The organism is Dyadobacter sp. HNCC25DJ183, assembly GCF_056895175.1.
Genome location: NZ_JBXHAP010000001.1, coordinates 895,652 through 910,494, shown reverse-complemented (window position 1 = coordinate 910,494; position 14,843 = coordinate 895,652). Strand labels below are relative to the sequence as shown.

Annotated in this window: 15 protein-coding genes; 7 read left to right on the top strand and 8 right to left on the bottom strand. The window is 46.0% G+C overall.

Annotation, left to right across the window (positions count from 1 at the left end):
• Positions 1 to 5: 5 nt before the first annotated feature.
• Positions 6 to 260, top strand: coding sequence for a hypothetical protein (locus tag AC1XTG_RS03665; RefSeq protein WP_056286776.1), 255 nt, complete (start codon positions 6 to 8; stop codon positions 258 to 260).
• Positions 261 to 292: 32 nt separating this feature from the next.
• On the opposite strand, the gene AC1XTG_RS03660 is transcribed toward AC1XTG_RS03665, so the two are convergent.
• Positions 293 to 1,243 carry an EamA family transporter gene (locus AC1XTG_RS03660; RefSeq protein WP_056286779.1) on the bottom strand — a complete coding sequence of 317 codons (951 nt, stop codon included), beginning with the start codon at positions 1,241 to 1,243 and terminating at the stop codon, positions 293 to 295.
• A gap of 6 nt (positions 1,244 to 1,249) precedes the next feature.
• A complete protein-coding gene (locus AC1XTG_RS03655; protein WP_056286783.1) occupies positions 1,250 to 1,726 on the bottom strand; it encodes an Lrp/AsnC family transcriptional regulator in 477 nt (158 codons plus the stop codon).
• Between the two features lie 337 nt (positions 1,727 to 2,063).
• On the opposite strand from AC1XTG_RS03655, the gene AC1XTG_RS03650 reads away from it, so the two are divergent.
• The 4 genes from AC1XTG_RS03650 to AC1XTG_RS03635 all read left to right on the top strand — a co-directional run bounded on the left by AC1XTG_RS03650 (position 2,064) and on the right by AC1XTG_RS03635 (position 6,398).
• The gene (locus AC1XTG_RS03650; protein ID WP_484841058.1) at positions 2,064 to 2,498 is read left to right on the top strand and encodes a hypothetical protein; all 435 of its coding nucleotides are present in this window, start codon (positions 2,064 to 2,066) and stop codon (positions 2,496 to 2,498) included.
• 145 nt (positions 2,499 to 2,643) lie between these two features.
• Positions 2,644 to 4,602: a UbiA family prenyltransferase gene (locus AC1XTG_RS03645; RefSeq protein ID WP_484841057.1), complete on the top strand. Its 1,959-nt coding sequence runs from the start codon at positions 2,644 to 2,646 to the stop codon at positions 4,600 to 4,602.
• Entirely contained in the window at positions 4,595 to 5,290 is a 696-nt protein-coding gene (locus AC1XTG_RS03640; RefSeq protein ID WP_484841056.1) for a methyltransferase domain-containing protein, read from the top strand. Before AC1XTG_RS03645 ends, AC1XTG_RS03640 begins: the two co-directional genes overlap by 8 nt.
• Positions 5,280 to 6,398 carry an NAD(P)/FAD-dependent oxidoreductase gene (locus AC1XTG_RS03635; protein ID WP_484841055.1) on the top strand — a complete coding sequence of 373 codons (1,119 nt, stop codon included), beginning with the start codon at positions 5,280 to 5,282 and terminating at the stop codon, positions 6,396 to 6,398. Before AC1XTG_RS03640 ends, AC1XTG_RS03635 begins: the two co-directional genes overlap by 11 nt.
• Here AC1XTG_RS03635 and AC1XTG_RS03630 read toward each other — a convergent pair.
• From AC1XTG_RS03630 to AC1XTG_RS03605, 6 genes are read right to left on the bottom strand one after another with little or no spacing between them, the layout of a single operon-like run.
• On the bottom strand, positions 6,367 to 7,095 hold the full coding sequence (locus AC1XTG_RS03630; protein WP_056286799.1) for a lycopene cyclase domain-containing protein: 729 nt from the start codon (positions 7,093 to 7,095) through the stop codon (positions 6,367 to 6,369). The genes AC1XTG_RS03635 and AC1XTG_RS03630 overlap by 32 nt on opposite strands.
• Positions 7,092 to 7,565 (bottom strand): sterol desaturase family protein, encoded by a 474-nt coding sequence (locus AC1XTG_RS03625; RefSeq protein WP_056286800.1) that lies wholly within the window; start codon positions 7,563 to 7,565, stop codon positions 7,092 to 7,094. The genes AC1XTG_RS03630 and AC1XTG_RS03625 overlap by 4 nt, the downstream gene beginning before the upstream one ends.
• A 30-nt stretch (positions 7,566 to 7,595) precedes the next feature.
• Positions 7,596 to 8,117 carry an isopentenyl-diphosphate Delta-isomerase gene (gene idi / locus AC1XTG_RS03620; protein WP_056286803.1) on the bottom strand — a complete coding sequence of 174 codons (522 nt, stop codon included), beginning with the start codon at positions 8,115 to 8,117 and terminating at the stop codon, positions 7,596 to 7,598.
• Between the two features lie 50 nt (positions 8,118 to 8,167).
• Positions 8,168 to 9,004 (bottom strand): phytoene/squalene synthase family protein, encoded by an 837-nt coding sequence (locus AC1XTG_RS03615; RefSeq protein WP_056286806.1) that lies wholly within the window; start codon positions 9,002 to 9,004, stop codon positions 8,168 to 8,170.
• Between the two features lie 8 nt (positions 9,005 to 9,012).
• Positions 9,013 to 10,515 carry a phytoene desaturase family protein gene (locus AC1XTG_RS03610; protein WP_484841054.1) on the bottom strand — a complete coding sequence of 501 codons (1,503 nt, stop codon included), beginning with the start codon at positions 10,513 to 10,515 and terminating at the stop codon, positions 9,013 to 9,015.
• Positions 10,496 to 11,401: a MerR family transcriptional regulator gene (locus AC1XTG_RS03605; RefSeq protein ID WP_484841053.1), complete on the bottom strand. Its 906-nt coding sequence runs from the start codon at positions 11,399 to 11,401 to the stop codon at positions 10,496 to 10,498. Before AC1XTG_RS03605 ends, AC1XTG_RS03610 begins: the two co-directional genes overlap by 20 nt.
• Before the next feature lie 125 nt (positions 11,402 to 11,526).
• Between AC1XTG_RS03605 and AC1XTG_RS03600 the strand changes: the two genes are divergently transcribed.
• Both AC1XTG_RS03600 and AC1XTG_RS03595 read left to right on the top strand, forming a co-directional pair.
• Positions 11,527 to 12,345 (top strand): XRE family transcriptional regulator, encoded by an 819-nt coding sequence (locus AC1XTG_RS03600; protein ID WP_484841052.1) that lies wholly within the window; start codon positions 11,527 to 11,529, stop codon positions 12,343 to 12,345.
• Between the two features lie 384 nt (positions 12,346 to 12,729).
• The gene (locus AC1XTG_RS03595) at positions 12,730 to 14,832 is read left to right on the top strand and encodes a choice-of-anchor A family protein (protein ID WP_484841051.1); all 2,103 of its coding nucleotides are present in this window, start codon (positions 12,730 to 12,732) and stop codon (positions 14,830 to 14,832) included.
• Positions 14,833 to 14,843 lie beyond the last annotated feature (11 nt).

The window sequence follows — 14,843 nt, the reverse complement described above, 5'->3', positions numbered from 1 at the left end:
GCCAAATGAATGACACTTTTCTATTAAGGATTAATTACCGCAATGCGGCCAGCTTACACAAAATTACTGCTACGGTGGAATCGGTTGAAGGTGCAAAAATCAAGCGGCTGAACTTCCGCAGCAAAGGAAAAAGCTTCGTCGGTATTATTGCATTTGAAGTTTCAAGGTTAATCGATTTTGAACGTATCATTGTCCTGATCCGTCGCAACAGGGATATTTCAGAGGTAGAAAGAGTGTCGGACCTCACGCTTTGTAGCTGAGTAATCACATTATGTTGTACCAACACATGATCCTAGACAGCATTTCCTGCGAGTACCTTCGGCTTTCTGTATTGATGTAAGTTAATCAGCAACACACTTCCGAGAATGACCACAAGGCCTGCGATCTGCAGGAGACTAATGCTTTCTTTGGCAAAAAATATCCCGAGCAATACCGCAACAACAGGGTTAACGTATGCATAGGTACTTACTTTGGTAGCAGGCTGGACTTTCAACAGCCACACATAAGCGCTGTATCCGATAATGGAGCCAAATACTATGAGGTAAATGACAGCCCCCCAGACGCTTGCGGGTACAGTGGCAAGGTCAAGACCTTCCAGTTCTCCCGTCAGGAAAATGCCAGGCGTGAATGCGATTCCGGCTGCAAACATTTGCCAGGTGGAGTTGACGGTGGCAGAGGTGGAGCCAGAATTGTATTTGGAGTACAAAGATCCGCCGGCCCAGGCCATTGAGCCAACAACTACCAGCGCCATTGCAAACAAATCGCGTGAGCTGTTTAAGGAACTCATTGAGGCCATTATTTTCTCGCTGAAAAGCAGGATAACCCCCGCAAATCCGATCAGAAGTCCGACTATGGTAGATTTGTTGCTAAAATTTTGCGCCCATTTCGGCTGATCCAGCAACACAAACCAGAGTGGGGCAGAGGACACCATAATGGCGACCATTGCACTTGGCAGAAATTGTTCAACCCAGATCACAATCCCGTTTCCTACAAAAAGCAGCAGCAAGCCGGTTACAATCGCTGGCTTGATCGCTTTCCGAGAAAATACCTGATCACCCTGCAAGATGCTCCACGTCAGCATAATCAGACCGGATGCTACGAAGCGGAATGCGCCCAAAAAGAATGGCGGCAAGCCTGCAAGTGCCTTTTGAATGAAGAAATAGGTGGAGCCCCATACAATGTAAACCGTTGCATAAGCGAGTACAATCAGGGCGGTTGACGGAGTTGTGTTTGCCGTTTTCATACGCTTTTATTTTTCAGGAATGACTAATAGTTGTTCTTCTTTGACAGTTTCCAGGACGATCGTAGTTCGGGTCGAGATGATCTTGGGGATTTTGCTGAACGAATTCCGCATCAGCTCCATCAGCGAGGCTGAGTCAAAAGTGCGTACTTTGACGAGATAGCAGTCTTCCCCGGCAATGTGGTGCACTTCCTGCACTTCAGGAATTTTGGCGAGTTCCCTGGCCGTCGCATTGCTGCCCATTCCCTCTGCCGATTTGATCGATATGAATGCGAGCAGCGTCTGGCGGAGTGCGGCGGGATCAATGCGCGTGGTATATTGCCTGATCACATTCTTCTGTTCCAATTTTTTCACCCGCTCCAAAACCGCAGAAGGCGCCATTTCCAACTCCCTGGCCAGATCGGCATTGGTGATCCTCGCATTTTCCTGCATAAGGCGGAGAATGTGGAGATCCGTTTTATCAAGTATCAGTTCGTTGTTGCCCATGTTCTGCGATATCCTATCATATCTGAATAATATTCGAATCTCGTGCGTCAAAGCTGAATTTCGTACTGCTTATACACTTAACAGGTGCGTATAGTTCGGAGTGGCTTTGAATTTTCTGTAAAATCTTTTTTAACGGTAAAAAAACGTGTTCCTCTCTCTGCTATGCGAGTGCAATAAGTCTGTTTGCTGTTGATTTTGTCGCATTGGAAGAATTGTGGTGTAGTATCCACCGGTGGATAAACCTGCAATTGCCGAAGAATAATCGTGAGCACGCCTGAGTTGAATGCAAGAATTGGAAGAGCATAAATTGCCGGAAAACGTAACTTAAAAGCAACTTATGAAAACGAGGGTTTTTACTTTGAAAAAGACTGCCACAGCGCTCTGTCTGTTTCTATCCATTTTTATAATGGCATTTTCCTGCGACGACCACGTGGTGCCGGAAACACCTGAGGCACCTGAAATCCAGACAATGGATCTTAACGTCAATTCTAATAGCGTAATTTTTAAAGTCGTTTTTCCAAAGCTGGGTGAGATTCCTATAATTGAATATGGAACTTTGTACCGCGTCGCAGGTTTCGGTTCAAGTGGTATAATTCCCACAGAAGCAGATGAAAAAACAATCTTTTCGGCGCCGATTTCGCAGCTGACATTGTCACAGGAGCAATTTCTTCCTTCGAACGAAAACAGGATTTTCTACCGTGCTTATGCAAAACTAGGGAGCGGTACTACGATTTTCGGCGACGTAAAAACATCTATTCTCTCGCCGGAATAATCTTGTCAAAGTGAATTGAATGCGGCCTGGTAGCAAAATCTCTGCTGTCAGGCCTTTTTTTATAAATCAAGCAACACTTCAAAATTTCTTGGCGCGCTGATCCTGCTTTTGTATCTAGAAACTCCTTTTCTTACTAAATTACGCCATGCTCATTCATGGCGATACGATCAGGCTGCTGAGAATCCCTTTCTCTTTTTTTCTTCTTCCATTATTCCTTTTTGCATACAGTCAGGCCGAAACGGTTGTGCACCACCAGGCTTTGCTCAGTTTGCTGGTTATTCACTTGCTGGTATATCCCGCCAGCAATGGTTACAATAGTTATATAGACAAAGATGAAGAGAGTGTCGGCGGGCTGGAAAAGCCTCCGCTTCCTACCTCTGAGCTGTTTTATATCACCATTTTGATGGATATAGCTGCCATCCTGATCGCCTTCTTTTTTATCAACGCATTCTTTGCAGGCTGTCTCCTGCTGTACATAGCCGCTTCCCGCGCTTACAGTTCACCTTCGATCAGGCTCAAAAAATATCCCGTGCGCGGTTTTCTTACGGTGGTGATTTTTCAGGGCGCATTTACTTATTACATGTCCATCGCCGGCATCTCCGGACAAGCGCTTGAACTGACACAGGCAAACTGCTTTGTACTTCTGGGCTGCTCCTTTCAGATCGCCGGTGCCTATCCGCTGACGCAGATATACCAGCATCAGCAGGATCTGAAAGACGGGGTAATTACATTAAGCTACAAGCTGGGATACACAGGAACTTTCGCGTTCACAGCAGTAATGTTCCTGCTCTGTAACCTGTTCTACTATCTGTATTTTACAGCGCTGGAGCTGGGAATGATTTTTTTCATGATCCAGGTGTTTTTCGCTCCCATTGTGATCTATTTCGCAACCTGGTTTTATAAGGTAAGAAAAGACCGTAGCGAGGCCAATTTCAGGAATACCATGCGTATGAACTGGATAGCGGCGATTTGCATGAATAGTTGTTTCATCGTTTTAATTATCATTAACAGAATTCCCTTGAGTTATCTATCAGCAATTGAGACAGCCGTTCCCGATCATCGTTATTCCCAGGAAACACTCACATCATTTTACTCAGAATCCACCGATGACCTGACTACGCAGCGAAAAATCAGGATCGTGGCCGGAAAAACGGGGATTGAGACGAGGTATTCTGTTATAAGTGATTTTGATAAAGAACCCGCAGAATTTGAGTTCTTTAATAAAACCCGTGACCTGCTTCCCGAACCCGGGCTTAGTCAGCGGATGCAGCTTTACCAGCAGCACGCTACGAAACTTTCCAGAAAAGCAATAGATAAGATCAAGGATTTCGAGGATATCAAACCAAATATTACGCATTTGATCACAGTAACCTGTACCGGCCTTTTCGCGCCCGGTCTGGATGTGGAGCTCATGCGGGAGCTGGACCTGAACCCTTCGGTACAGCGCAGCAGCGTTAATTTTATGGGCTGCAATGCAGCTATTATTGCTTTGAAGAATGCAGATGCCATTTGCAAAAGTAACCCGGCTGCTACTGTGTTGGTGGTGTGTACCGAGCTGTGCACCATTCATTTTCAGAGACAGTACAATGAAGATTACCTGTTGTCTAACTTGCTTTTTGGTGACGGTGCAGTTGCTGCATTGGTTACTTCTCAGCCTTCCGGCGACTTTGCGCATCAGGTTAAGATCGAGTCATTCAACTCGATGATATTGCACAATGGGTATTCTGATATGGCCTGGCAGCTTTCCGAGACGGGTTTTATCATGAAGCTTACATCTTACGTGCCCGATCTGATCAGTAAGAGTATTAAGCCGATGCTGCAGGCGATCGGATTGAAGGCAGACGATTACAAGCACTGGGCTGTGCATCCGGGCGGCAAGCGCATTGTGGATGATTTTGCCCTGGCGCTCGACCTTGACAAGTGCCTGCTGGCGTCTACTTACCAGGTGTTAAAGGATTACGGAAATATGTCTTCTCCAACCGTACTCTTCGTGTTGAAAGCAGTTTTGGAAAAGGCTAAACCGGAACATCAGGGTGACCGGATCTTCGGCGCGGCATTCGGTCCCGGTCTGAGTATCGAAACCATGCAGCTGCGGTATGTTTAAGTCGCGGAGCCCACGTAAGGAGTTACTGGACGAAGACGATATCCCGCCAGCGGCTCTTTTCCGGAATCTTCGGGAGCTCGATTTCATTAACCACTGGCTCGGAGGTTATGATATCTCGTTTTCAGCATTGAAAAAGGTACTGAAAGGAGACAGATCCTGTCAACTGGTTGACATCGGCTGCGGAGGAGGGGATACCTTGAAGAGAATAGCGACCTGGAACAAAAAGGCGGGATACCAGCTGGAACTTTGTGGCATTGATATCAAACCTGTTTGCATTGATTATGCGAAGCAAAATATTGGCAACCTGAAAATTGATCTGATCTGCGACGATTACCGGAATTTGTTCAATCACGTTGAAAATGCAGATATCATTCACGCGTGTCTTTTTTGTCACCACCTTACCGACAATGAGCTAATAGAGCTGGTCTCCTTTGCATTGAAGCACAAAGTCGTTCTGATCATCAACGATTTGGAAAGGAATGCATTGGCGCATTATTCGATACGATTTCTTACCCAGCTGTTTTCAAAATCATACCTGGTGAAACACGACGCACCGCTTTCTGTATTGCGGGGTTTCAAGAAGCGGGAGTGGCTTTCTATCCTCGGCGAAGCTGGTGCCGGGCGGTATTCGGTGCGTAATAAATGGGCATTCAGGCACGAGGTGATTGTTTATGGAAATGCAGACTGAACAATACGAATGCGCTATTATCGGCGGCGGGCTCTCGGGGCTTTGTCTCGCAATTCAGCTGGCCGGGCAGGAGCGGTCTGTTATTGTTTTCGAAAAAGGTCGGTACCCGTTCCACAAAGTTTGCGGCGAGTACATTTCCATGGAAAGCTACGGATTCCTGCACACGCTTGGGTTCCCATTTGAAAAGGCCGGGATACCGATGATCAGCAAGCTCGGGATCAGCTCCGAAAATGGTTTTATGCTCAATCAGAATCTAAAATCCGGTGGTTTTGGTATCAGCCGCTTTTTGCTGGATCATGAACTGAGTCTGCGCGCCCGACAGCTTGGTGTGGTGATCATGGAAGAATGCAGGGTGAACGACGTAAAACAAGAGGGCAAAGCCTATTTCCTGCAAACAACGCAGGGTACATTCATGGCCAAAGTTGTTTGCGGGAGCTACGGGAAATACGCGCCGCAGTATATCAATGAGCCGAAAAGCGGGGGCGACAATAACTATATCGGCGTCAAATACCACATTAAAACAGACTTTCCCGCTGACCGCATTGAGTTGCACAACTTCAAAGATGGTTACTGCGGAATTTCCAAAGTGGAAGGGGATAAATATTGTCTGTGCTACCTCACAACTTCGAGGAATTTGCAGGAAAACGGAAAGGATATCAGACAAATGGAAGAACACGTCCTGTTCAAAAATCCGTTTCTAAGGAAATATTTTCTCAATTCTGAGTTTCTGTACAAACAGCCGCTGGTGATCAGCAATGTTCACTTTCAGAAAAAGCAAACTGTTTTAAACGGCGTGTTGCTCCTCGGTGATGCGGCCGGCACCATCACGCCGCTTTGCGGAAATGGAATGAGCATGGGAATGCGCGCTTCCAAATTACTGGCTGTCGAAATTGTAAGGTACCTTCAAAATCAGCAGTCTGCCGCAGAACTGGCTGCCAATTACAAGCGGGAATGGGACCGTGCATTCAAAAACCGAATTACTGCGGGCTACTACCTGCAAAATCTTTTTGGTAAAAAAGTTACAACGGATCTTGCATTGCGGTTTCTGCACAATGCGCCTGCGTTGACAGACAAGCTCATTGGTTTAACTCACGGGCCAGCGTTTTAGGGGTTGTCGCGGACAGCTTTCTTTCCAATAGTTTTTCAAAAACAAAAACATTCAGGATCAGCATCAGCAATCCGTAAAAAAGGTCTTCTGCCGGAATGGTAAGAAATCGCACACCTATGTTTTCAGCATCGTTATACCATACAACCGGTTCATCGAGCCCGGTGCCGGTCAGTATTCCGTTTACGATCACAAACGGGATAATCAGGTACATATGCGCATAATAGAACATACTCAGCCACCGTGGTTTTACGACAAATCGCAGGTACAGCAGGAATGCGGCCAGCAGGATTGAAGTTGAAAAAGTGTACGCGCGTTCATGAAAAATCACAGCTGAAACCAGCGCCAGACTGATAAAGAACAAGGTGATAAAACCTTCTGCACGTACCTTAAAACCTTCCCTGTGAAAGATTTTGAATGAATAATAAGAGAAAACGCAGGCATAAGGAATGCAGATGAAGAAGAGGATCTCCTCAATGGGCAGCTGAAACAGGTAAATGCCCGTCAGGTACTTTGGTGTAAATCCCCACACACCGATTTGGGTAAAGAAGCTGTCCCAGATGATGAATGGAACAGCGCATAGCAAAAGCGACGGCCAGAGAATATCCCAATGTTTGGACAAGCCGATTTTTGGGTGAAAAGAAGCAAGTAACGGCACTGAAATGGAGGCGAGATCAACCACCAGGTACAGGTAATTCATTTAGCAAGTGTTTTTTTGGCTTCGCGGAAATATTTCAGAGGTACCCACAGCATTCCAAAGCATTCGCCCTCGTTTTTGCCCAGATGTTTGTGGTGCATTTTATGGGCGCGCCTGATTGCACGGAGGTAAACAGAATCGGTGTTCCGGAAAACTTTGAACCGCTGGTGGATAAATACATCGTGCACCACGAAATAGGTAAACCCGTATAATGTAATGCCCAGGCCGATCCAGAAAAGGTAATTAAATCCCTGGTTCAAACCAACGGCAAGACAGGTAATCCCCGGCGTTGCGAAAATGACGAAGAAGTAGTCATTCTTTTCAAAGAAATCCCCGTCATCACGCTGGTGGTGATCATGGTGCAGGAACCACAGAAAACCGTGCATAAGGTACTTATGCGCCAGCCAGGCGACACATTCCATGCCGATGAAGGCGGCGGCTACTATGAGCGTATTTGAAAACCAGATTGGCATATAATCGTAAAGCTACCCGGACCAGCCGGCTTAAATTTTCAGTTTGAGTTGTTCAGCTACGGCAGCAAAGCAAATCTTGAACCATTCGGTATAATTTCCGGGATTCAGGATCAGGTCTGCTTTGACGTCGTTCATTGTCATGTATTTATATTCACTTACCTCATCGGTATTGATCAACGGCTTTTCATCCGATATCCCCCAGAACACATGGTCGAGCTCGTTTTCTGTAAGTCCGTTTTCGAGCTGAACGCGGTATTGAAAAGTATACAGGAAGTTTAGATCAGCGGAAATTCCCATTTCTTCCCTTAACCTCCGGGAGGCGGCACGGTTGGCAGATTCTTCTGGAAAAGGGTGACTGCAGCAGGTGTTCGACCACAATCCTTCTGAATGGTATTTGCCGAACGCGCGGCGCTGCAACAGCATTTCGCCTTTTGTATTAAAAATAAAAACCGAGAATGCACGGTGCAGCATTCCTTTCTGGTGCGCTTCCAGTTTTGGCATCAAGCCAATTTCAACATCTTCTTCGTTGACCAGTATTACTTGATCTTCCATGTTATGTGGGTTATCGGGTTTAGCATTGCCTGAATGTCAAAGTTACAACGTCATAACAGGTCAAACTGGTGCCTTAAAAGGGATCGAAACATCAATCCGAACTTGTCATAATCGGGGATGCGTATCCTTGCATTCATCACCTTTTCCGGCGGCGTCGCCTTGATTCTCAGAAACAGCTTTTTATAATAATAATAGGCAAGATAAACCCCGCGGCGGGCTCCTCCGGGCAGTTTTTTGATGCCGATCAGCGCCTGGTCAAAATCCTGCTGTATCTCCTGCTGAATAATTTCTTTATCAACGTGCGAAAAGTGGTCGAAGTTGACGCCCGGGAAATAAGTTCTGCCGAGGTCTTGATAATCAGCTTTTAAGTCGCGCAAAAAGTTAACCTTCTGAAAAGCAGCGCCCAGCTTCATCGCGTAAGGTTTTAGCTCATTGAAACTCTCTTTGTTACCTTCTGTGAAAACGCGCAGGCACATCAGTCCAACCACTTCTGCCGAGCCGAGCACATATTCGTGAAATGTATCGCGCGTGTGATCCTTCTTTTGAAGGTCCATTTCCATGCTTTTCAGGAAAGTATCAATTAATTCCCATTCGATCTGGTACGCATTGACAACATGCTGAAAACTGTTTAGGATCGGATTAATGCTGATTTTTTTATCAATTGCCTCCACCGTCGCCTTCCTGATTTCCGCCATCATCGCTTCCTTATCATAGTCATGAAAGCTGTCAACGATTTCGTCTGCCAAGCGCACGAAGCCGTAAATGGCGTAGATAGGTGCGCGAAGCGCAGGCTTGAGAAAATAAATTCCCAATGAAAATGAGGTACTGTATAATTGGGTCGTCTTTTTGCTGCACGATGCCGACAGGTTGTCATAGAGCATTTTCATGGTGCGATTCAGTTTAGGGATTTGAGTAGTTCAGCAGCGGCAATCTGCCCGGAAATAATCGATGGCGGTACTCCCGGACCGGGAACGGTAAGCTGGCCTGCGTAATAGAGGTTTTTCACTTTCGTACTTCTCATTTTTGGTTTGAAGATGGCGGTTTGCATTAATGTATTTGCAAGTCCGTACGCATTGCCTTTGTAGGCGTTATAGTCACTTTTGAAGTCGGATACCGAGTAGCTTTTCTTCACAATAATGTGATCCCTGATTGGCACGCCTGCAAACTTTTCAAGCCTGTCCATTAACAAGTTAAAATAACTTTCGCGCACTTCCTCGGGATCCGTAAGTCCGGTTGCAATGGGCATTAAAACAAAAATATTCTCCTTGCCCTCAGGCGCCACGGTAGGATCGGTGCGGGAGGGGCAGCATACGTAAAACAGCGGGTTCGACGGCCATTTTTTATCTTTATATATTTCAACGGCGTGCTGACTAAAATCCTCATCGAAGAAAAGATTGTGATGTCTCAACCGATCAATTTTCCTGTCCACGCCCAGATAGAACAGCAGGCAGGAAGGCGCGAATGTGCGGCTTGCCCAATAAGACTCCTGGTACATTCTGTGCTGCGGCGAAAGCAGGGTCGATTCAATATGGTGGTAATCCGCGCTGCCTATTACGCCATCCACATTCCTGATGATCCCGTTTGAGCGGATCTGCCGGATCCGGTCATCAGTGATTTCAAGCTTTTCCACCTTCTGACCGGTACGAAATGAAACGCCGACACTCTCCGCAACTTTGCCGAATGCCTCGGCCACTTTCGCAAATCCACCGATAGGGTAGTAGGTTCCCTGTTTAAGTCCTGAAAAGTTCATGAGGCTGTACAATGCAGGCGTATCCTTCGGCATAGCGCCCAGGAAAAGAACCGGGAATTCGATCAGCGCGAGCAGGCGAGGGTCTTTGAAATACTGTCTTGCGTGGTCGGAGAAGGATTTGAACAGCTGGATTTTCAATGCTTTTTTCAAAAGCGAGAAGCTGAAAAACTCGGTAACTGAATGCCCCGGTTTATAAACCATGTCGAGCATACCCACATTATATTTGAATTCACCCTCCTCTATGAATTTCCTGAGCTTGGCTGCACTGCCGGTTTCAATACTTTCAAAAAGAGCGCATATCTCATCAAAATTTTCCGGAATATCCATTACCTCACCTTCACCGAAAATAACGGCAAATCCAGGATCAAGCTTTTTGAGCTCGTAGAAATCGGAGGCTGATTTTCCGAACTGCTCAAAAAAACGTTCATACACATCGGGCATCCAGTACCAGCTGGGGCCCATATCAAACACAAACCCTTCCTCGGTGAAGCTGCGCGCGCGTCCGCCGATGGTATCGTTTTTCTCAAACACAGTTACCCTTGCGCCTTCTTTGGCCAAAACCGCCGCTGCTGCAAGGCCCGAAAAGCCCGAGCCGATCACCGCGATCTCGTGTGCGTGTCCATTCATTTTAGGATCTGTGTTTTGCATCGCTGTTTATTATGTCGATCAGCTTATTGATAGAGCCGATCTGTGTTACGGGATATTGTTCAATGGTTTGCTGTGCGAATTGACTCCCGCTGGAAATGCATATGTTGCACGAATTGAAGTCGGAAGTAAGTTTTTCAAGCAAGCCGGGAAGCTGTTCCTGGAATTGGTTATTGACAACAAAGGAATAAATGTGTGTGGGTTGGCATTGTTGTACCACCTTGCTGAGGTCCCTGTACGGCACTCTGGCTCCCAGATATACTACGTTCTGGCCCGATTCCCGGATCACGTAGTGCGCAAATAGTAAGCCGATTTCATGATCTTCCTCCTCATTCAGAAAAAGCAGCCACTTCTGCGCAGGTCGGGCAGGTAAAGGCAGCGCGTCAATCGCTGCCAGCAGTTTTTGGCGGATCAGGTTGGACAGGAAGTGCTCCTGCGAAGGCAGCAGATCATCTTTGATCCACATCAGACCGGTACGTACCAGCAGCGGGTAGATCACCTTCTCGTATGTTTTGCGCATTCCCAAACTTTTTACGGCCTGGTTAAATGTTTCCTCAAAAAGGGCACCGTCAAATGTGGACGCAGCGACAAGCGCCTGGTTCACGATTGCCTCGACCTGCGCATCAGCCTGGGCAGAGTCGGCGATAATCCGCTCGATTTCTTCGGCGATCTCGGCTTTGCTGAGCTGACTGATTTTGGAAATCTTCATTCCCTGATTGAGCAGCGTGCACACATTCAAAAGCTTTTTAAGCTGATCGTCATCGTAATACCTGATATTGGACCCGGTTCTTTCCGGCGAAAACAAGCCGTACCGTTGCTCCCATATCCGTATTGTGTGCGCTTTCATGTTGCTAATGCGTTCGAGGTCTTTGATAGAATACGATGACATTTTGTTTAACTTTTTTCAAAAATAGTTAAACAAAAATTTTTTCATGGATTTTTATAAAAAATAAGTGCCAGGATTTTATTGATATTAAAAATATCTTATATTTGATTTCTTAAATATCAACACTTATGAGAGCTCAGGAAATCTTTTGGTCGGCAAACATTAAGTTTTTACGTCTTCGTCAGCGGCTCAGCCAGGAGGCTTTGGCTGAAAAATTGGGTATCAGCAGGGTGAAATTAAATGCACACGAAAGTGGCAGAACTGCGAACCCGACAATTGATGATCTGATTAATTTTTCAGAGTTTTTCAGAATGAGCATTGACAGTATCCTGAAAATGGACCTGGCGAGGCTGTCAGAAAAGAAGCTGAAAGATCTGGAAGAGGGAAGTGAGATCTTTATGAAAGGCGACCAGATCCGCGTACTGGCTATTACTGTGGATAAGGAAGAGCAGGAGAACATCGAGTATGTTCCTGTTCATGCCAAAGCGGGATACCGTTCGGGATACAGCGATCCTGAGTTCCTGGCGACGCTGCCGCGTTTTAACCTTCCTACGGTCCCCAAGAATGGTACGTTCCGGATGTTCCCGACAATAGGGGATTCCATGCTGCCTGTACCGGAAGGAGCGGATATCATCACCAAGTACGTACAGGACTGGACTACGATCAAGCCCGAGACGCCCTGCATTGTTATTTTAAGAGGTGACCAGGATTTTGTCTTCAAGCAGGTCACGATCAATCCGGATGGTACTGTGCTGCTGCAATCTTTCAACAAGCAGTATTTTGCCTACACCGTTCCCATTACGGATGTAATTGAGCTTTGGGAATATTACAGCTTCCACAGTAAGGAGCTTCCCGAGCCGCAATCCGACATGCAGCAACTGATGCGGATGTTGCAGGAAATGCAGAACGAAATCAAAGAAATCAAAGGCCGGACAGCATACAAATAATTGGATAGGTACACTGCCGGACACAGGTATATTGATTTTGCGGGAAGAAGCGTTATCCCGGTATAGTTCAATTATTAAAAGGAGAGTAAAGACCGGTTGATAATCTCGAATGAATAAACACCTGAGTAGTTTGACATAAATACTGCTTAATTGCGTGATTTATGTAGAATAAATGCATGTTTCTGTCGGGAATAAGTTTTAATTGTAGTCAATTTATTTCCGGAACTATATACGTACTATATTGAGATAGTGCAATTTTTGAGAATTTAAGACCCCCAAAAACCTGAGAGTTACCCCAAAGTTCACTGCCGTGGTCACAAAAAGGATAACAGATTTTTAGAGGCGACATAATTTCGTCGAGTCAATTAAAAACTCGACTCAACAATGTTCTCCAAACGTCTACTCCTCTATCTTCTTGCCTCGCTTGCATTAAACATAAGTCAAGTCCAGGCTCAAAGTCCTACCGCAGCCGCACACCGGTTCAACATCTTTGTTTTAGGAGACCTCACACTTGCACCAAATGAAACCGAAGGGCCGATTGCAGTGGGAGGAAATTTAATCTCTAATCAGTATCAGATCAGTTTCAACAAAGCCCACGGCGCATTTTTTGTCGACGGCGTTTCGATCGGACTGGCAGTCCGCGGTGGTGTACGGCTTAACAGCGGAACACTGCAGATCAACGGGCAGAATTATTTGAAAATCGGAAACGGAACACCAAACGGCGCTCCTTTAAATAATCTGAAAGTTTGGTACAAAGACCGGAACAATGCAGAATCGACGATCCGCATTACTGACATTAACGGTGGCTGGGATAGTCAGCCAAATATGCAGCTGAATGCGAACGTAAATGATTTCAAAGCCGGAAGAAAAGTGGGAGAAGATTACAACCCGATTTTCGAAAATGTATTTGGAACAGGTGAAGGCAAAATCGATATCGACGGCGCATTCACTACTTTAATCAAGAGATCAGGGCATTTGAAAGAGCTGGCGGATAACCTTCCGATCCTCAACCAGAATGGCGGCGTAATCACAGGCGCTGAAATAGGACCTTACAATGATCCGTCTAAATTTGATCAGAACCCAAAGATTCGTGTTAACCCGAATGCATTGAATGTACTGACTGTTTCAGCGGCAGTTTGGAACAGCATTAATAATATCAATTTTGAAAACATTCCATCAGGTCCGCAGTTGGGTACAACCGACGAGCAGTATGCAGCTGGCGGTGGCAAGTTTGGATTGATCATCAATATCATCGATTTCCCGACTTACTGCGCGAGCAGAGGCGGTAACAGCAGCATTAAATTCCCGAATGTGGGCGGATTGTCTGACCCTCAGGGCAGTTATGTAATCTACAACTTCCCGGACGCAACCAAAACGTTAACGGTAACAGGAAGTGTAATCCACGGTACCATTTTTGCACCGCAGGCTGAGCTTACAAAAGGGAATAATGGAAACATCAACGGACAGATCATCGCAAAAACTTTCGCCCATAATGGTGACGAAATCCACTTCTGGCCATTTATTCCTTCGATCTCGGAGCCGGCAGTAAAAACAATATCTGTTGAAGTGAATACGAAATGCTTCCAGAATGCACCTTACCTGGACTATACGATTACGCCTTCAAACTTTGATGCATCTGATAAAACAGCCAAAATTGAGTGGATCAACAGCGACGGTAAAGTGGTACAGGAAGACAGCGACAAGCCACTAAGCGGCAGCATCTTGTTCCCCGGTGCGGCGGTTGACCTGGAAGGAAATGGCATCGCCTGGCCAGGTTGGACAAAGAATGGAGAGAAATGGGAAGAAGTAGAAGATCGTTTCGGGTCGTTGCGCAATGAAGGTGCGAAAATCCGCGTGACTGTTGATCCCTGGACTGAGATCAGCGTTAACTATCCTTCTTCGGTAGGCGCTTGCTACACCAGCCCTCCTCCGAGCACTACTTTACCTGTTAAGCTTGCGAGTTTCACTGCACAGAACAAAGATTGTAACAATCAACTGAAATGGGTTGTATCGGAAGCATCTGATTTCTCTCATTTCGTAGTACAGCGGTCAACAGACGCACGGAATTTCAGCTCAGTGGCGCGCATTGATTACAAGTCGAACCAAACTGAATATACCTTCTCTGATGCTCCGTATTCAAGCGAGGCTGCGCCTGCAAAATATTATTACTATCGTTTGCAACAAGTTGATACAGACGAATCGTTTGATTACAGCACGATCAAAAGTGTTGAATGCGGAACTTGCGACGCGAGACTGGCCGTAAGCTTCTTCCCTAATCCAACGCAGGATGAAGTAAATGTAAAAAGCTTCTCGGCTGTTCAAAAGCTGGAAATCGTGAGCTTGTCAGGAAAGTCTGTTTACAGTGCAGTACCAGCTACTAACCAGACAGAATTCAAAGTAAATGTTCAGAATCTGGCCCAGGGAATTTATATTGTGAATGTTGTGAATGCGGAAGGCAGACACACCACAAAGATTTTAAAGAAGTAAGAATTGAATCT